The organism is Pseudoalteromonas sp. A25 (genome assembly GCF_009176705.1).
Classification (GTDB): domain Bacteria; phylum Pseudomonadota; class Gammaproteobacteria; order Enterobacterales; family Alteromonadaceae; genus Pseudoalteromonas.
The window spans coordinates 691,653-711,527 of sequence record NZ_AP021846.1 but is presented as its reverse complement, the minus strand read 5'-3'; the positions used below and the strand labels follow the sequence as shown (position 1 = coordinate 711,527).

Annotated in this window: 6 protein-coding genes; 4 read left to right on the top strand and 2 right to left on the bottom strand. The window is 45.2% G+C overall.

The features are described 5' to 3' along the window. Nucleotides 1-26 precede the first annotated feature (26 nt). A complete protein-coding gene (locus tag GDK41_RS03285; protein WP_152085073.1) occupies nucleotides 27-12,524 on the bottom strand; it encodes a non-ribosomal peptide synthetase in 12,498 nt (4,165 codons plus the stop codon). A 696-nt stretch (nucleotides 12,525-13,220) separates the two neighbouring features. On the opposite strand from GDK41_RS03285, the gene GDK41_RS03280 reads away from it, so the two are divergent. The 4 genes from GDK41_RS03280 (at nucleotide 13,221) to GDK41_RS03265 (ending at nucleotide 18,961) form a co-directional block, all read left to right on the top strand. Beyond that, nucleotides 13,221-13,973: a MipA/OmpV family protein gene (locus tag GDK41_RS03280; RefSeq protein ID WP_152085072.1), complete on the top strand. Its 753-nt coding sequence runs from the start codon at nucleotides 13,221-13,223 to the stop codon at nucleotides 13,971-13,973. A 311-nt stretch (nucleotides 13,974-14,284) separates the two neighbouring features. Next, complete coding sequence (locus tag GDK41_RS03275) at nucleotides 14,285-14,722, top strand: DUF2141 domain-containing protein (protein WP_172971541.1); 438 nt, start codon at nucleotides 14,285-14,287, stop codon at nucleotides 14,720-14,722. Nucleotides 14,723-14,741: 19 nt separating this feature from the next. Next, nucleotides 14,742-15,839, top strand: a complete 1,098-nt coding sequence (locus GDK41_RS03270; RefSeq protein WP_152085070.1) for an efflux RND transporter periplasmic adaptor subunit — start codon at nucleotides 14,742-14,744, stop codon at nucleotides 15,837-15,839. Next, nucleotides 15,836-18,961: an efflux RND transporter permease subunit gene (locus tag GDK41_RS03265; protein ID WP_152085069.1), complete on the top strand. Its 3,126-nt coding sequence runs from the start codon at nucleotides 15,836-15,838 to the stop codon at nucleotides 18,959-18,961. The genes GDK41_RS03270 and GDK41_RS03265 overlap by 4 nt, the downstream gene beginning before the upstream one ends. A gap of 37 nt (nucleotides 18,962-18,998) precedes the next feature. On the opposite strand, the gene GDK41_RS03260 is transcribed toward GDK41_RS03265, so the two are convergent. Next, nucleotides 18,999-19,769 (bottom strand): SDR family oxidoreductase, encoded by a 771-nt coding sequence (locus tag GDK41_RS03260; RefSeq protein WP_152085068.1) that lies wholly within the window; start codon nucleotides 19,767-19,769, stop codon nucleotides 18,999-19,001. Nucleotides 19,770-19,875 lie beyond the last annotated feature (106 nt).

Below are 19,875 nucleotides of genomic sequence, written 5' to 3'. Positions count from 1 at the left end.
ACTTGTGAATTATCCTTGTTTCGTCTTTATTGACGTTTTCTACGTGAACTTACCCGAATATTCGATGTGCTCACTTTCGGTGCTTTATCTATTACACCAGCCAAAGCACTGAGCGTAGGCATTCGCAAAAACGCCGACAGAGGTACTTTAACTTTGAATTCTTTTTGTACTCGAGCCAGTATTTGACTCGCCTTGAGCGAATGCCCCCCTAAATCAAAGAAGCTACACTGTTGACCAACTTGCTGAACTTGCAGCTGTTCACGCCAAATTTGAGCGAGTTTCTTTTCGGTGTGTGTACTAGGCTCTAAAAAGGTAACTTGTTGCTCTACTGCTAATTCCAACAAGGCTTTGCGATCCACTTTACCGTTCGCTGTCAGTGGCAATTGCAACACTTGTTGCCAGACATCTGGGTGCATAAAATCAGGTAAGGTGTTTGCCAGCTCATCTTGAAGACTTCTTTGCAATGCAGACCAGTTTGTAACGCTGTCTTTTGCAACCACAAAAGCAATAATGCGAGTTCGCTGATGTGCTTGTGTGCTATCGCCTTGATTTAATACCACAGCAACGTGAGCAACATCCTTATGGCTCAGAATGTTCTGCTCAATATCACTGAGCTCAACACGGTGTCCGCGCACTTTGACTTGGTCATCACTACGACCGCGATAATGCAATCGACCGCTGTGATCAAAGTAGGCTCTATCCCCAGTTTTATAGAGGGTTTCATCCGCCTTAAACGGGTGTGGCACAAACCTTTCGGCCGTTAATTGTGGTTGGTTAACATAACCTTGGGCAAGGCCCATCCCCCCAATATACAGCTCGCCTTCTGCGCCAATGGGTAATAAAGCTAAGTCTTCATCCAGCACATACAGCTGGGTATTTTGAATTGCACTACCAATTGGCACATCGGCTAGTTGCTCTGCCTCTGGCACTGAATAAATACAGCAGCCTACCGTGGCTTCAGTTGGTCCATATTCATTGATAATGCGGGCATTATCTGCAAGCCAAGGCTGACATGTTGCGCGGTGCAGCGCTTCACCGCCCACCACTAGGGTGTGAATATTGGCTTTAAAATCATGGCCTAAATCTTGGTGTATTAGGTCTAAGTGAGCTGGAGTTAATTTAGCCAAACAAAAACTGCCCGCTTGAATCCCTTTTGCTAACTCAATCAGCTGGGTATCTTGGCTAAATAGCTGTACTTGCGCACCACAAGCAATGGGCACCAATAAACTGGTCACGGTGGCATCAAAGCTAATGGATGTAGTTACAGGCACCTTACCGCCAACAGGGTAGTGATACTCGCGCTGACAGTGCGTGACATAGTTAACCAACGCACTATGGCTAATCGCTACGCCTTTCGGTTGGCCCGTCGACCCCGAAGTATAGATCGCATAGCAAGGGGATTTATGCGATAAATGTGGCCATACCTCGGGGCGCGGGACTGGTTGCTGTATCAGTTCATCCACTTGATACGCTGATACATCAATGTGTTGTAGCCAATCGGCTTGTGTGTCATCACTTAGCAGCACACGAGCTTGCGCTTGTTTAAGCATGTATTGTTTGCGCTGTGCAGGGTAATTTGGCTCAATGGGGATATAAGCCGCGCCTGCGCGCAGCAGCGCGATGATGGCGACCAATAAGTCGCTATGAGCATGATAACAAACACCTACATATTCACCCGCAACAATCCCTTTGGCGATTAATGTTGCAGCCAATTGTTCACTGCGAAGCGCCAACTGCGCATACGTCAACTCGGTGTCAGGTGCTGATACCGCGCACTGCTGCGGATACTTTGCAACCATATTATCGAATAAGCTCACAAAGTCTTGCGCAGGCAGGGTGATAGTTTCACCTTGCCAGTCATTGAGCAAACGCGCTTGTTGCTGCGCTGGCACGGTATTGATATGTGCCAGTGGTGTGTTTAGCTGTGAGGCTGACAACTGCTGTAATGCGGTATCTAATTGAGCGATTAAGCCTTGCAACTGCTCATGACCCGCTACGCTTGGACTATGGTAGTTAAACTTAATTTTTAACCCTTGCTGCTCGCTAATCACTAAAGTGAGTGGGGTTTCTGTTTTTTCAATTGCAAAATCAAATACAAAGTGACTCGGTGTGCGCTCATGGGGGTAGTTTTCAAACACCACTAAGCTATCAAATAACCGGCTGTCGGCACTGAGGCCAGCAATAACTTTAAGCTCGCCAAGTTCAGCCGCTTGGCTTTGCACCTGCCCCATTTGCTGCTGAATATGAGCTAACCATTCACCGAGCTGTGTTTGACCTTGATAATCAATTGGTAATGGTAGCGTTTCAATAAACAAACCTATCGACTGCTGCAATTGTCCGCGCTCAGGCTGACGACCTGCATGTGTCACCCCAAAACATACTTTTGCATGGCCTTGTTGACGCTGTAAAACTAATGCCCAAGCCCCTTGCAACACGGTATTAATCGACACATTGGCACTGCGTGCCAGAGCTTTTAACGCATTGGTTTCAAGCTGTGAAAGCTGCAAGTACTCACTGATGTAGTGACCGACTTCGCCCTCTGCTTGCTGCATAACCGACAGCGTCTCTAACGGTAATTTGCTATGCGCAAAATCGGCCAGCTGCGAGCGCCAAAATGGTGCCACTATGGTGAAGTCATGCTTTTGCGCAACTAAATCGTAGTCGGCCTTAGCTATGGGTTTGTTATTGAGCAAGTCAGTAAACTGTGCCAGCAGTAAGCTCACCGACCAGCCGTCCAAAATACCGTGATGATGCACCAACAGCATCTTGATTTGCTCACCTTGCTCAAGCCAATAAACTCTATGCAGAGGCGCTTGCTCTAAAGCAAAACCCCGTTCTTTGTCAGCATCAAGTAGTGTCTGTAGTTGTTCATCATTGTCAATTTTCAGCGCTTGCCAAGCAGCTTGCGCATGGCTATCAACCACCAACAACGGCTCATCGGTCAAGGTACTCACAAATCTTGCTCTGAGCATTGGGTGGGTATCGACCAGTTGCTGCCAACAATGTTGATAATGGCTTTGCTCATGAGGCTTGGCCTGCGGCAAATCAAAACACAATTGCTCGTGATAAAAATGGCCTAGCTCATTGTGCTGGCTGTGAAAAACCATGGCTTGTTGCATGCTGTTTGCGCTTAGCACTCGCTCTAATGGTTGCTGCTCACTCAGTTGTGCTAATTGAGCTGCATTGATGTTTGCTTGCGCGTCACATATCGATAAAAACGCTGTACTTTGACTTTGCTGCAACAACACCAGCAACGCATTTAAGTTAGACTCAAAACAGTTTGCTAACTCTTTCACCCGCTGTGCACTGTCGCCATGCGCCGCATGCGACCAATACAGCTTTAAGCCTTTATCAGTGGCTTCAACATCCAAGGTCAATGCAAAGCCACGACGGTTTTGCGCGCCGGTTTGATAAGGTAGTAATAGTTCAGGGTCAAGCGCTAGCGCCTGTTCGTTGTTGCTTGTTGATGCTTTACCTAAGAAGTTAAGACACACATGCGCCTGCTCTAACACGGTCTTATCAATTGCTCGGTCAACACCGGCTAACTGCGTTGCTGCCATAACCTGCTGTCGGCTGGCATGTAGAGTGTCTAACAAGCGCCCCGATGTTTGTACAAACAGCGGGTTAAAGTGCGTAAACCACCCTACGGTGCGACTGACATCCAATGCATCAACGCCGCGACCATGGCTCTCACTGACAATCAGTACCCGCTCTATCTCGGCCCACTCGCGTACGGCTTGCGCCATAGCACTGACCAATAAAACTTGCTGAGCATGCTGTGCAAGTACACCGTCATTCTGTTCTTGGTATAAATCAATTTGCAGTGTTTGGGTAAAGACTTGGGTGTCTCCCGCTAATAGCGGCGTATTCATGCCATCATCGTATAACGGCAAACGCGCAATACTGCTTTTTGACACCTTAGCCATCGTCGCAACACTGTGCGTATTGCACCACTGCGCCCAATTTCCGTAGCCACAGGTGACGGCCGCCAGCTGCACCGACTCCCCAGCTAGCAGCTGCTGATAAGCCCGATTTAAGTCGTCGATGATGATTTGCCAAGAAACATGGTCCACCGCACCGTGGTGCATCACCCACAACAAACGGGGTTGGTTATCGGCTAGCACGAATTGACGCAATAACCACGGCTGCTGTGTTAAATCTAAACTGCTTTGTTGTATTTTGAGCCACGCATCAAATTCGTCATGGCTAAGGCTCACAGGCTCACTTAATTGTAGCGCTGCCAACGCTGGGGCAATTTCAGCTCGCCATTGCTGCTGCGTCTTAGATAGCTTAAAGCGCAGCATGCCGTGGTGATTGATCACGCTCAGTAACGCTTGTTGTAACATTGCCAAATCGCAGTTATCAGGTAACGTCACGATGCGTGATTGATTCAGGTGGTTAATTTGTGGCGCGTTGTATTCAATTGCCCACTGCAAAATAGGGGTTAAGGCAAACTCCCCTTCATGCTGTGTAACTTGCTGCTGCGTTTCTAACGACACCACGGCTGCTAATTGCGCAATGCTTTGATGCGTTAGCATCATTCTCGGGGTGATCTTAAGCCCTTGCTCACGCGCTTTGAAGATGATCTGCAAGCTAACAATAGAGTCGCCGCCCAAAGCAAAAAAGTTATCATTGACCGAAATGCGCTCTAGTTTTAACACCTCTTGCCAAATTGCACGCAAAGTCTCTATTACAGGAGAAGTGTGCTCATCTTCAGTTGTGTTGTTATTGTTTGGTTCGATTGCCAGCAGTGCAGCGCGGTCCACTTTAGCGTTGTGAGTCAACGGCATCGCTGCCAGTTCAAACAATTGCGCAGGGATCATATACTGTGGCAACGCATCACTTAATTTTGCACGCAACTGCTGCTGAGAAATCGCGCCGCTGCACACATAATAAAGCGCTAATACCTTATTGCCTTGGGCATTGTCTTTAATTAAGGCTATCGCATCGCTCACCACATCAATGCTAAGGGCACAGGCTTCTACATCCGAGAGTTCTATACGATTGCCCGCTAATTTAACTTGGTTGTCTTTACGCCCTAAGTAAACCAGTTGGCCCGCATCGTTATATTTAACTAAGTCGCCACTTTGATAAATCTTTCGGGCTTTATCAAAAGGATGCTCACTGAACTTTTCAGCGGTTACTTCGGGCATATTGACATAGCCATGGGCCAAGCTAAATCCGGCAATATATAGCTCACCAGTCACCCCACGAGGCACCAGATTATGATCTTTATCGAGCACCAACAGTTCAGTACCCGCGATCCCTTGACCGATTGGCACAGGACCCGTGTCGTTGCACCGCCTAGGTGCAAAGCGATAGATACCACAGCCAACCGTCGCCTCCGTTGGGCCATACTCATTAAATACCACCACATCGGTGTCACGCCATGACTCAAGCGCCCCATAATGCAGCGCATCCCCGCCAAGAATAAGGTGCGCAGCATTACCTAAGTGTTCAGCAGACACATGCTGACGTAACACATCTAAATGTGCAGGAGCGATTTTTACAGCGCCATAATGGCGCTGGCTAAATAATTCACATAGTGACTCTAGCGGCTTTGAAGGCTCAACGATGTATAGAGGGCGACCCGTTAACCACGGCAAAAATAAACTCGTAACCGTTGCATCAAAGCCCACCGAACTGTGTAAGATCATGCCGCCTTCGAGCGACGCTGGTAAGTAAGTCGACGTCGCAAACGCTAAGTAATGCGCCAAACTTGATAAGCCAACTTCCACCCCTTTTGGCTTACCGGTCGAGCCTGAGGTATAGATAATGTACGCCGCCTGTGCACCTCTTGCGATTTGCAAATCTTGACTGTAGTGCTGCCAAGGTAACGGGCTTTGATCAACGGCTACGCACGGGGTACGCTCATCTAAGGCAAAATCGGCTGCACTTTGCCTATCCGTCAAAATCATATCAGGCTGAGCATCAGCAATAATATGGGCAACACGCGCTGCGGGATAACTTGGGTCAACAGGGATATAACACCAGCCCGCTTTTATCGCGGCCATAATACTTATCACCAACATCGGGCTGTGTTTTTGCAATATTAAACAGCGCGGTTGATGAGCCTTGTGACATGCTTGTTCTTGCAACCAATTAGCCAGTTGTGCGCTGTGCTGCTTGGCTTGAGTATAACTGAGTTGTACATCACCTTGTGATAAAGCCAATTGTGTAGCGTGTTGCTGCTCAGCATGTTGTAGCTGCTCTACGAGCCAAGTTGCAGGCAAAGCCTGCTGCTGGGCGATAAAACTGGGCTGCTGATAAGTGTGTGCATTAATTGCTACGTCACTGAGCGCTGTCGTATTGCTATCAAGCTTACTTAAATTCACCAAAAATAGGTGCCATGCAGCTTGTATCTGCTGCATATGTTGCTCACTTACGCGTGCGCTGTCATATTCCCACTTATAACTTGCACCCTTTGCTTGGTCACTCGACTCAACAAACAGCGTTAACGGAAACTTAGCCTGCTGACTATCAAGCGCTAAGCTCTGAGTATGTATATTTGGTAGCATCGGCTGCACCGAATTGTCTTTATAAACAAACATCACCTCAGGGGCTTTGTCGCCTCCCCAACCAAGGGCATCAACCACTTCATCAAAAGGAATTTGCCCATGGCGTGTAGCATCTAAAAAGCGTTTGCGAGTTTGGGTGATAAGCTGATTAAGCGTTTGTTTACCATCACATTGCTGCCTTAGCGCAAGGGTATTTAAGCGCAACCCCACATAGTCTTCTTGCGTTGATAAGCCTAAGATTGGCAGTAATAAGGTGATGTCTTGCTGCGCACCACAATAGCGATATAAAAACCCATAGAATAAGCCAAACCAGCAATTAAATTCTGAACATTGCAGCTGCTTTGCAAGCGTGCTTACCCATGTTTGAATTGCCTCATCAACCTGCTGTTGCACAACACTCACTTGCGCAGCACTTTGGGTTTTATTACCTATCGGTAAGTTCAATTGTACTTGGGCATCACACAAGTGAGATTGCCAAAAATCAAGGCTGTTTTGCCATGCCACAGTGCCACGGTTTTGCTGCTGCCAAAGTGCATGCTTAATGATTTGATAATCAACAGTGTCTTGCTGTGCTGCTAAGTCATCATAATTTACATCACACAGCTGTAAATAGGTTTGCTGCCAGTCAGCTCTAAAACGCGCCAATGCTTCTTGGTCGAGCATGATGTGGTGGCATGCTAAAATGACCGCATGATGCGTGCAGTTATCGGTGATAAAAGTAAGCTGTAGCGGCACCCCATCGTTTAAGTGCCACACTTGCTTACGCGCTTTATCACTAAACTGTTGGCAAAAATCAACAAATAACTCTGCTTGAGCCGAGTAATCTATTTGCTTAAGCAGCAGTGCATTATCAACAATACGTTGCTCTAAACCTGCGCTTGATTGTCTAAATTCACAGCGCAACCCTGCATGGCGTTTAAGTGTTAACTCCAAAGCCTTGTAGAGCTTATCGGTTTGCAATTCACCTGTAAGAAAATCACAAAATGCCAAGTTATAGCTAATCGCCTGCTCATCTAGTTGCTGCAAATAATACAAACGCTGCTGCGAGGCCGTCATAGGGTACCAAGTTTGACTTTCGATTTGCAGCTCGCCGTGATTGGTTTCTTCAGGCTTATCTTGTAACAACTGGGTGATGTACTGCGCCAGCTCGCTCACCGTTGGGTATCTAAATAACTCACTGACCCCCAAATCAACGGCAAATGCCTTGCTTAATACCCGCATCATCGACACGGCCAGCAGTGAGTTGCCACCTAAACTAAAGAAGTTATCACTTTGTGCAATATGCTCTACGGCTAAAAAGTCTTGCCACACACAGGCTACTTGACCCGAAACCTCATCATCGCCATCAAACTCGTACGTTTGCGCACTTTGCACTTGCGGCTCAGGTAACGCTTTTACGTTTATTTTATTGTTTGGTAAACGCGGGAAGTCTTCCATCGCCACAAAGCGGTCTGGCTGCATGTAGCTCGGCAGCTGCTTGGCTAAATAGCCACGTAGCGTTTTTTCATCAAATATATGCTGCCCAATACTCACGTAAGCCACCAGCAAAGGCACTGATTCAAGGTGTTTTACAATCACTTTGGCATCAATAATGTGAGCATCTTGTCTGAGCACGGTTTCTATTTCGCTGGGCTCAATGCGATAGCCTCGCACTTTCACTTGCTCGTCTATGCGCCCTAAAAACTCCAACTGACCATGTTGATTGAGTCGCACTAAGTCACCCGTGCGATACATTTTGGCGTGTTTATCTGTGGCAAATGGGTCGGCTACAAATTTTTCTGCCGTTAGCTCTGGGCGGTTTAAATAGCCTTTGGCAACGCCAATTCCACCAACATATAACTCACCGGGCAAACCTTGTGGGCGCAGCTGTTGCGCGCTGTCTAGAATCCAAGTTTGTACATTGGGAAGTGGATGACCAATATGAACCAACTCATCATCCCACTGCAACTCGGCGTTACTGGCACTTACCGATGCCTCGGTTGGGCCGTATGAATTGACAAAACGGCGACCTTTACCCCATAACCTCAATAAATCGATGGCACAGGCTTCACCGGCGGTAATGATCACGCTTAAATCTGGATACTCTTGATAAGGCAAGGCCGCTAAGGACGATGCAGGCAAAGTAACATGAGTAATGCGCTGCTCAAGCAACGTTTTAGCCAAGTCGGGCCCGGGTAAAATAGCCAGTTTATCCGCCATGACCAACACACCGCCCGAGCACAGTGTCATTACAATTTCCCAGATTGAGGTATCAAAGCTAAATGAAGCAAACTGCAGCACTTTACTGCCCGGCTTCATATCGAGAAAGTCCACTTCGCCGTAAGCTAAGTTACACACCCCTACATGAGGGACTTCAACCCCTTTAGGTTTACCCGTGGAGCCCGAGGTATAAATGATGTAAGCCACATCTTGGCCGGTATGCTCAGCTTGATAGCTAGGTAACTCTGCTAATTCATCCAAACATAATGGGGCGCTTGCACCGTGTTCATAAATAGCACGGTTATTATCAAAGACTAGGCAACGTACGTCCATCGCTTGATATTGCTCAAGCACTTGCGCTTCACATAACAAAAAGTGCATTTGCGTATCTGCAATGATAAATTCTCGGCGCTGCGCGGGGTAATCAGGGTCAAGCGGCACATATACCGCGCCTAATTTTAATATTGCGTAAAAGCCCACCACCAGCTCAATTGAGCGCGAGATACTTAACCCCACTCGGGTGTTAGGTCGCACGCCCAGCTGATAAAGTTGCTTAGCCCATAACAGGGCGCGCGCCTCAAGCTCTTCATAGCTGATGGTCTGTGATTGATAAGTCACTGCACCGAGTGTTGGCGTTGCCAAAGCCTGCGCTTTAATCATGCCATCTATGGTATGAATTTTAGGCATTTGACCACTGACTCTAGCCAACTCATGAAGCCGCTGCTGCTGGTGCTCATCTAGCACACTCAACCGTGATAATGGCGCATTGGGCTGCGCCACAATCGACTCAAGCAATTGTTTGAAGTGAGCAACAATGTGAGCCGCTTGATACTCATCAAAAGCAATAGCGCCATACTCAAACAAGCCTTTTAGTTGCGTGCCATGCAACCACATATCGGCACTTAAGCTATAGCGTGCTATTTTGCTGTCGATGCGCTCTAAGCCTGCTGTACTATAAACAACGGGCAAGTTATTTTCGTGATAAGCAAATAAACTTTGAAAAACAGGATGAAAGCCAAGTGTGCCTTGTAAGTTTAAGTCACTGACCATATTGGCAAATGGGTAGATACCATAATGAATAGCGGTTTGAATATCCTGCGATACGTGCGTCAATAACTCACTAAATGGCTGCTGCATATCAAACTCAGTCACGATAGGCAGCGGATTAATATTAAAACGAACTTGCTCGGCACTCGATATCTTAAATGGCAACCCCGTGACTATTTGTGGCTGGCTAGAGTACTTGAATAAAAACACCTGAAAAGCGCTAAACAATACGCTATTTATTGATACTTGCTGCTGCTTTGCTAGGCCCTGCAAAGACTTGGTTAGTTGCTCAGAAAGCTCAAACGCATGCAAACCACCACTAAAAGGCGTGGTGTTATATTGCATGCCGGTTAAGTCAAGCTCAGTATTTACCCCAGCTAACTTTTGCTGCCAGTAGTTTTGCGCACTTTTATAATCAGCCAGTAAGTGGCGACTATCTTGTTGTACAGGCACTTCAATAAGCGCGGTTTGGTGATAAAGCGCTAGCAGGTTTTCAAATATAAGCGCAAACTTATCGGCATCCATTAGCAAGTGGTGCGCACAAATGGCCAGTTGCCAATGAGATTGACTTTGCACCACCATCACTTTGACTAATGGCCCGTTTTCTAAATCAAATGATACTGCGGCCCACTGCTCTAACGCTTGCTTGGCATCCTCAAGTTGCTCTACTTGCAAGCTGGTTAAGCTAGGGCATTGTCCGCTGCGCCATTGCAAATTATCTAAATCGATGGCCTGTGATAACCCTGCTTCTTCGCTGAGTTTTACTAATGCCAGTGAAAGCCTTTCAACATCTACTTTGCCTTCAAACGATAACGAGTATGGCATGTTGTAAAGTGGCTGCTGCGGGTAAAGCTGCTGAGTAAACACCAGCCCTTTTTGCGCCAATGTCAGCGCGTGCGCATCAACAAGCTCGCTACTTTGCTGCTGCGCAGGCGTATCTGCATACTGCTGATACAAAGCCAGTAAATGCGCTGGTGTCGGCTGTTTGGCAAACTCAAAATAAGGGATCGCTACGTCTGTTTGCAATTTAAGCTGAGCGAGCAAAGAGACAAGCTGTAACGATGAGCCACCTAGGGCAAATGCAGAGGTTAGCGCCGAAAAATGGCCATCGGTAAAAACTGACTGCCAAAGCGCTGTGATTGTTTGCGCTATTGGATGGTCTGTTGGCCATGATATTGCGCTGTCTTCACTGGATGTTGATGCAAGCTGTGTGACATCACTTAACTGCACATCGCCCTTTGCAAAGTTAAGTAATAACATGCGGTCCGATTTGCCATTTGGTAATAACTCAAACCGTGCATGTTGAAAGACTTGACTTGGGATCATATAAGCAGGTAACTGCTCTGCCAATTGGCTATGCAACAGGTCTAACTCAAGTGCTTGTGGTGCAATTAAGTGCGCGCAAATATGGTGAACTCCTTGCGCATTTTGATGATATGTCACAACCGCTTTATCAACTTCAGCAAGGCGCTCATACGCAAGTTCAATTTCAGCTAACTCAACGCGCTGACCGTTAATTTTTATTTGCTTATCAAGGCGCCCCAAAATAACCAAATCGCCCTGACTATTCAGCTCACCTTGGTCGCCCGTTGCATATTCAACCCGCTGTGATGAGTCACTAAAAGCTATCGCCTTTAATTGTTCAGCATGCCAGTAACCCGCTGAACAATACTCAGTGCAAATAACCACCTCACCTCGACTTGGGGCTTCATTTTCTTGCTCTTGCTCATTTGATTTAAGCAAAAATGCGCTATCGGCAATTGGCTTACCCACCGGGACTGTTGCGCCCAGCGCTTTAAGCGCTTGCAATGACAGCTTTGGTACTGGGTAACAAAAGCGCGCCAAGGTTGTTTCCGTTGGGCCATACAAGTTATACAGTGTTAGTTGTTCAGGGGCTTGCGCATAAATACTGGCAGCCAGCTCAGGGCGCAGCTTTTCACCTGCCAGCATCAGCGCACGAATATGAGAAAACGCCTCCACAATACTGCGCTTGGGTTGTCCAAGCCATAGCTCAACAATCGAAGGCACTTGGTGCACTAGGGTCACTTTTGAGTGAGCTAAAAAATTGAGTGTTGCTTGCGGGTCAAGCAATATATCGGCATCGTTTGGAATAACCAATGTAGCGCCATTGCATAGCGGTAACAATGTATCACGCAAGACAGGGTCAAACCCCACTGACGTAAGCATACTGCCTTTGTCTTTTTCGTTTACTTGTACAAACTCAGATTGCCAGCGAATAAAGTGCGCCAGTGAGTCTGTTCGACCCACGATCCCTTTGGGCTGACCCGTCGATCCAGAGGTAAAATACAAATAACCGGCCTTATTGGCACATTCATCTGATTGTTCTACAACTTCGGCAGCACTAAAAATGGCGTCGCTGATAAGTAAGGTATTTTTGAATTCTGATGTGGCGCTTGCTGTACTTTTATCACATAAAACAAGGTGTGGTTGGGCTTGCTTTAAGATCAGTTGGCATCGCTTTGCCGGCCATTTAGGGTCAATCGGAACGAAGATATGTCCAGCTTTTTGTGTCATCAACAGGCTCACAACCCATAACGCAGACTTATCGAGATAAACGGCGATACGTGCAGGGGTTGTGCTCTCTTGCCCCTGAGCTGGCAGCTGCTCGTTCACTTGCTGATGTAAAAAATGAACCGCCTGATACATTTGTTTGTAGGTATATTTTGACGAACCATATTCTATCGCAGTATTCGAGTGGTATTTATTGGCAGCCAAAGCAACGTCATGCCATACATTCATTGTTCCAATTCCCTAAACTTTTTTGTAACAGCGCGCAGCGCGATTGCATATATCTCACAGACATATGTTCATTAAAATCAAACTGTGTTTAGCCCTTAAAGCTCAACAAAATAAGCTTGAGCAAGTGTTCTCACTATGAGCATGGTTGTTGTGCAAAACCAAATGTACCCACAAGCAGAACGCACCAACATCTTGCTTCCCAAATGTTTAAAATTGTTAAAATCTTTAATAAGGCAACTCAACGCTATAAAAATCAAATACTTGATCGAGTTTTATTGCGTAAAAAATGATAAATCTCATACCAAAATTAACACTTTAAAAATATGACAAAAATCATAAAACCCTCTCAAAACCATGATAAATAAGGGGTTTACCTTTATTGGGTATACATATCATATACTCAGCTGTTTAAAGAAACTACAGGTCCTTACAATCGCTTACTGAATTGTATTTTGGCACTGAGTATCTTAGGTCCCGTAAATACGACAGACATCTAGCCAGCAAAATGTAAACAATTTAATAACGCTATTTGCCGCTATGAGGACACTCACGTATTGCAATACAACAGCACGCTCATTTTTCATTTTTGAAGGAAATCAGTGCTGTGAACGAACAGCTCGCGCAAGCAAAAAAGCAAGGGTTTAGTTCAGCAACTATCTCTGTGAACACAGCTAGTATTTGAAAAGGAAAAACGAAATGAAAAAGCATTTGTATACGCTCACATTAACATCGGCGCTTTTATTAGGCACGGCAGGAACTGCGCAAGCGCAAGGTAATTTTGGTATCGGTTTAGGGTTATTCAATGGCTCAACTGAATATAAAGACATTGATACCGAAGTATATTTACTACCTGTTTTAATGTACGAAGGCGAAAACTTCAGCCTCTCCCCTAGTCGCGCAGAGTATTATTTTCAATTTAGCGGCAATATGTGGGTAAGCGCCATTGGTGCGCTAAGGCTGCAAGGCTATGAGGCTGATGATAATGCAACATTTAAAGGCATGGATAATAGAAGTATCGGTTTTGATTTAGGTGCTAGTGTTAACTTTTACGATGCTGAAATCGGTTTTTTATCTGTTGAGTGGCTAACCGATGTGGCGGGTAAATCCGAAGGTGACGAAGTATCTGCCATTTGGGCCTACCCTATTGAGGGCAAATCAGTCACGATCACACCAAGTGTGTTCTGGCGCTGGCAAAGTGAAGATTTAGTGAATTATTACTACGGCGTAAAAGCGAAGGAAGTCACTGCAACGCGCGCGGCATATACGCCAGATGCAGCCTCGACCTTTGGTGCAGCATTATCGCTTGACTATAAGCTTACGCAGAGCGTGACCTTATTTAGTGAAATTAGCGCATATTCCCTTGATGACGAAATTAAAAACAGCCCCTTAGTGGATGATGACAAAGACATGGGCTACGGCGCATCTATTGGCTTTGTGTATAGTTTCTAATTATCGCTATTATGCAATCAAGAAGGAGAAAGAGCACCCGTTGCCCCTTCTCCTTTGTTTAAATATAAACAATACCGCACAGCCTGTTTTAAGCATTAAATTATCAGTTTCGACCCACTACTTAGCAATAAAAAATACCGACTGTAACGTAACCTCTATGATTTACAGCAACATAGCAGCAATAGCTAGCCAGCGCGTTTAATAGCAAATACGTTTACAAAGGCTTACTGACCCGTATTTTTTTACCCCGTATTATGCACTTCTATAAAGCATTTCTTAGTGTTGAATTTACCATAAACAAGGAGAGAACCATGTTAATTCGAGCAACCCTGCTTTGTGCCATGTTAGTCCCGGTATTGGCATCAGCTTCCGCAACACCTGAACACGAAGGTGTTCTTGAGGTTGTTGTTAATTCAGCAAAAAATGATGATGGCGAAATACAAGTCACATTAATGAACAATGCCGCCCAGTTTGACTCAAAAGAAACTCCTATTGCGGTATGTAGACAAACCATAGATAAGTTAAAGGCGCTGTGTAAGTTCGACAAACTGCAGCACGGCGAATATGCCATTTTTGCTTACCACGACGAAAATATAAACAAAGAGCTAGACGAAAACTTTTTGGGTGCCCCTAAAGAGAAACTGGCAGTAAGCGGTGTTGATTTAGCACAAAATCAGTCGCCCACCTTTGTACAAAGCAAATTCAAGTTTAACAGCCAGTTAGCGCAAGTATTTATTAATTTACAGTAGGATATGATTGGAGCTTGCTATGAAGCGTTTTTTTTCAAGTTTACGAGTAAGACAAGCGATTGCCACCGTAGTCGCGTTGTTTTTTTTACTAGTGGTGTTAGATGAGCTAGAAAAGGCAGAGCAAGCTAACGTCATACCACCAAGTAGCAATGTAGCACCGAGTTTGCACGTCGCCTCAGTGGTTGATATTCAACCGATAATGCAACTACCCAGCTTAATGCGTTTAGGCTATGTAGAGCCGTTGAAAATGACAGAGGTGATGAGTGACGTATCTGGGCGTATCGTTTTAGTCACTGATTCTTTTCGAAAGGGCCAACTACTCAATGAAAGCAGTCCTTTACTTCATGTTGACCCACTGCCTTATCAAGTTGCACTCGCCAATGCACAATCACAGCTACTTGAAGCAAAAACAAATTTAAAAAATGCACAAACACAATATGATGCTAACAGCTTGGTGGTTAAGTCGGCGCAGAGCCAGCTAAAACTTGCCGAGCTACAAGTGGAGCAAGCGCAAGTTGATTTAAAACGCACCGTTATCGCACTACCTTTTGATGGTGAGCTGGTGCAAATAAAAACCAATTTAGGTGAGTACGTTGCGGCTGGCACAAGTGTCGCGTCGGCATTGCCCAAAGCCACGCGTGAAATTCGTGTGCCGATTAATATTGAAGAGTTTGATGACATAGCGCAGCCGTTACTAAACAAACAAGTTGAGGTATTTAGCTTAAACAAGCTTAAAAGCTGGCACGGCAAAGTAACGGGGGTCAGTCACTTTAGTGAAAACCAACAACGCACCCTATATGTAAGTATCGACAGCGAACATAGTAGTTTGCCGATGTTTGGTGAAAACGTGTATGTGCAATTGCCGCATAAGAACTGGCAAACAACTTACTCTGTACCTGAATCAGCATTAACCGAAAAATACGAAATTTGGCTCGTTGATGAGCAAAACAAAATTTATCGTCACAAACTCAACGAATTTACCATCAACGACTCCATGGTGTATTTTCCTATGCACGATAGCCAATTTAACCGAGTGGTTGAGTTTCCAAGAAGCTACTTAAGCCAAGGTATGGAGCTTGCAGTAAAAACCTCTGCATCTAACAAGGAGGCGTTATGATCCAGTGGTTTATTCGCCATCCGATTGCCTCTAACTTATTAATGATGTTTTTGCTGCTGGGCGGCTTGCTCAGCGCCAACAACATGCGCAAAGAAATTATTCCTAAGTTACCGTCAAACCAGCTGATCATTTCAACATATTATGAAGGTAAAACGGCCGATCAAGTTGACCGAGAAATCGGCCAAAAAATTGACCGCGCGCTTGAAGGGATCAGCGGGATCAAGTCGATTAACAGTGTTGCAGGACAAAACAGTTTAACTGTAACTATCATCAAGCAGCTTGATTATGATATGAATCGCTTAATGGCCGATGTAAAGTCGAGCATTGACAGTATTTATGACTGGCCAGTGCTTGCTGAGCGACCACAAATATTCCAAGAAACACTAGTATTTGATGCTTTGCTGGTACAATTACATGGCCACACCGACCCCGATAGTATGATCAAAATTGGTGAGGCGGTAAAACAAAAGCTACTCAGCTACCCTGCCATTCAAAAAATAGAAGAATATGGTGCTCACTCATACGCGGTTTATATTCAAATAGACCCATATAAAATGCGCCAATACGGGCTCAGCTTTGACCATATTTCTGCGGCCATCACCAAACAATCGGTACGTGCTAAAAGTGGTATTTTAAAAACGCCCAATGGTAAATATTTGCTCTACTCTGATCATGTTGCTGAAACTGAAAAAATGCTTTCAGACTTAGTGGTCAGCGTAACTGAGCAGGGCCACATTATTTATTTATCTGATGTTGCTGATATTAAAGACGACATCACCGAGCATGACTCAAATGTAACGTTTAACAACCAACCTACCATGGGTTTTGCGGTTAAAATGTCGGCCACCAGCGATGTGTTAGAGATCTCAGAGCAAACTCAACTTGCCGTAGATGAACTAAAAGCCACCCTACCTAGTAACCTAGACATCACCATTTGGTTTAACGCTGCCAACTACGTTCAAGAACGCTTAGACTTGCTACAAAACAACGCAATTCAAGGCTTTATTCTGGTGTTTATTATTTTGACGTTGTTTTTAAACATGCGTTTGGCTTTTTGGGTTGCAATGGGCTTACCAGTGGCTATTGCAGGGACCTTTATTGTTCTAGGCGAGCTTGGCTTTCAATACACCATAAACGAAGTAACCACCTTTGGCTTTATTTTGGTGCTGGGTATTTTAGTGGATGATGCCGTTGTAGTGGGTGAGAGCATTTATAGCTACAAAGAAAAACACGGTGCATCGCTCGAATCAACCATTAAAGGGACTGAGCGCGTTGCGATCCCAACAATTTTTGGCGTGTTAACAACCGTTGCAGCGCTATTACCTATGACACGCTTTCCATCAGAAACAGGCCGTTTATTTGCAGGCTTTGCATGGGTTGTGATCATTGCCTTATTGTTCTCGCTGCTAGAGTCTAAGTTTATTTTACCAGCGCACTTACGCTCTCTTAAGTTTGATAACAATCCAAAGTCTTTGACCAGAAAGCTGACGGTTTACCCTCGTAAATTACTCGAGTTATTAGCGCACAAAATCTACCGCCCGGTACTAGATGCATGTTTACGATACCGTTACGTGTGCTTAATTGGCTTTTTTACACTGGTATTAGGCATTTTAGGCAGTTTACAAAACGGAACCATACGCAGTGTGATGTTTCCTGATGTGCCCAGTGATTTGATCATTCTTGAGCTAAATTTAGAACAAAATGTGCCAGTCACCTTGCTGCAACAAGCCGAACAACAAGTCAAAGCCGTTAGAACGCGTATTAATGAGCAATACAAGCAGCAGTACCAGTTAAGCGGTGATATTATTGAAAAAGCAATGACGGTAACGTTTGAGCAAGGCAACATACTGGTATTTGCTGAGCCGATACAGCGCAGTGAACGCGCCAATATCAACCTAAAACAAGTGGCAAACCAATGGCGCAAAGAACTACTGAACGTTGAAGCACTGCAAAGTGTTGAGGTAACTGTCTCATTAGAAGGCACAGGTGCTGGCACTCACATACGCTTAAGTCATCCTAATATTGATAGACTGAATGAGATCAGTGACTACACCAAACAGTGGTTAGCACGCCAAGAAGGCGTGAACAATGTGCTTGAAGAAAACTTATCGTCTATGCCGCAGCTCACCTTTACGCTAAAACCTGAAGCACAATTGTTTGGTATTACTCATCGTATGCTCTCTGAGCAACTGGCGACAGCATACGGCGGATTGGAGCTTGACCGCTTTTATCGTGATGAACATCGGGTAAAAATGTACTTAACCTTGCACCAACAGTTGCGTGACTCGCGCTCGGATCTCAACTCGTTATACATATATAACGAGCAAGGGCAGCCAATTCCACTGTCAGCGGTAGCCAATGTTGAAACCACCACAGTGAATAACACCTTAACCCGCTTTAATGGTGAACTTACCCGCTCATTAAAGGTAGATGTTGATAAGAGTGTTGTTTCACCTGAGCAACTTTACACGGAGTTAGAGGCGGTATTTGCCAGCCATGTACGGCCGCAATACCCAGGTGCGGGTTTAAAGCGGGCCGGAGAGCTGGAGCAAAATGTTGAGTCGACCAAAGGCTTGGGCGTTGCCTTTACCGTGGCTATCGCGCTGATTTACGTACTCTTGGCTATCCCGCTAAAACGCTATGGCCAGCCGTTACTGATTGTGTTTTCAGTACCCTTTGGCTTAGTTGGTGCGGTATTAGGGCATGTTTGGCTAGGCCTAAGTGTTAGCCTCTATTCATGGTTAGGTATGCTCACGCTATCTGGCGTGGTGGTGAACGACAGCTTATTAATCGTCAATCGATATAATCAGCTTTGTCATGAACTAGACAGTAAAGTAGATGCGGTAAGACAAGCCTGTTTAGACCGTTTTAGGGCTATTTTCTTGACGACGATTACCACCTTCGCGGGGCTATTGCCGCTACTTAACGAAACCTCAGAGCAAGCTCAGTACCTGATCCCCGCGGCGGTATCACTGGCTTATGGATTATTATTTGCTACGGTGATCTGTTTAATACTGATGCCAACGCTATTAATTATTTCTTCTGATATAAAAGCATTTGTTACCATGAGAGAGCTCTCTTTAGCCAAAGCCCATCAAACCAAAAAAGCCCAAGCGCTGTAATTTAAAACAAGGTCGGGTAAGCTTACCCGACCTTTTATTACTGCATATCTTTAACGCTTTTACTCATCTCTTTTAAAATCATGTTAGGAAAAAAACGGCTCATAAACTTCAGTAAACCAGCCTGATCAGGCGTGATCTCTTCTTTATTTTTAGAAAGGCCCTTCATAAAATCGCTAACCAAAGCTTGCACCGTCATCGGCTTACTGCCTTGTAAATCTGCGTCACTAAACTCGTCAAGTAACTCGGTTTTCGTGCCAGGAGGGGCTAACTCAAACACCTTTATACCCGTGTTTTTTAACTGCGCTCGTAAAGACAGAGTATAAAAATGCAGGGCTGATTTGGTGGCACTGTACACAGGTGCAACGGGCATAGGCACAAACGCCAAAGCCGATGACACATTAACAATAGCTGCATTAGGGTTTTGTTTAAGTAATGGCAAAAACGTATCTACCATCCAAATAGGCCCTTTTACGTTGATATCAATCTCTTGCGTTAAAGCATGCGCATCGCCAGAATGAGCCTGCAGATTAATCTTTTTCATCACCCCTGCATTATTAATCAGCATGTTCAGCGTGGGATATTGCTTTGCCACCTCACAGTATAGATTACGAATATCGTCAATATGACTGACATCACTTTTAATACAAACAATGCCTGCCAACTGACTTTGAACTTGCTGTAATTGCAGCTCATCACGACCCGTTATAATCACGGTATTATTACCAAGAGCTAAAAAAGCTTTGGCTATTTCAAGCCCAATACCGCGGCTGCCCCCTGTAATTAAAATGGTGTTACCGGTTAATTTCATCGCCTTATTCCTTTATTTTTGCGTTTAACCCAGCATATAACACATTAAGGTAAATAAGCTATGTACTTAGAACGGGCTAAACATTTTACAAATCGGTAAGGGCGAT

Excerpts from the sequence above, each read along its gene's own strand:
- GDK41_RS03265 (WP_152085069.1), top strand. The coding sequence starts at position 15,836 with ATGATCCAGTGGTTTATTCGCCATCCGATTGCCTCTAACTTATTAATG.
- GDK41_RS03285 (WP_152085073.1), bottom strand. The coding sequence starts at position 12,524 with ATGAATGTATGGCATGACGTTGCTTTGGCTGCCAATAAATACCACTCG.
- GDK41_RS03270 (WP_152085070.1), top strand. The coding sequence starts at position 14,742 with ATGAAGCGTTTTTTTTCAAGTTTACGAGTAAGACAAGCGATTGCCACC.
- GDK41_RS03280 (WP_152085072.1), top strand. The coding sequence starts at position 13,221 with ATGAAAAAGCATTTGTATACGCTCACATTAACATCGGCGCTTTTATTA.
- GDK41_RS03275 (WP_172971541.1), top strand. The coding sequence starts at position 14,285 with ATGTTAATTCGAGCAACCCTGCTTTGTGCCATGTTAGTCCCGGTATTG.
- GDK41_RS03260 (WP_152085068.1), bottom strand. The coding sequence starts at position 19,769 with ATGAAATTAACCGGTAACACCATTTTAATTACAGGGGGCAGCCGCGGT.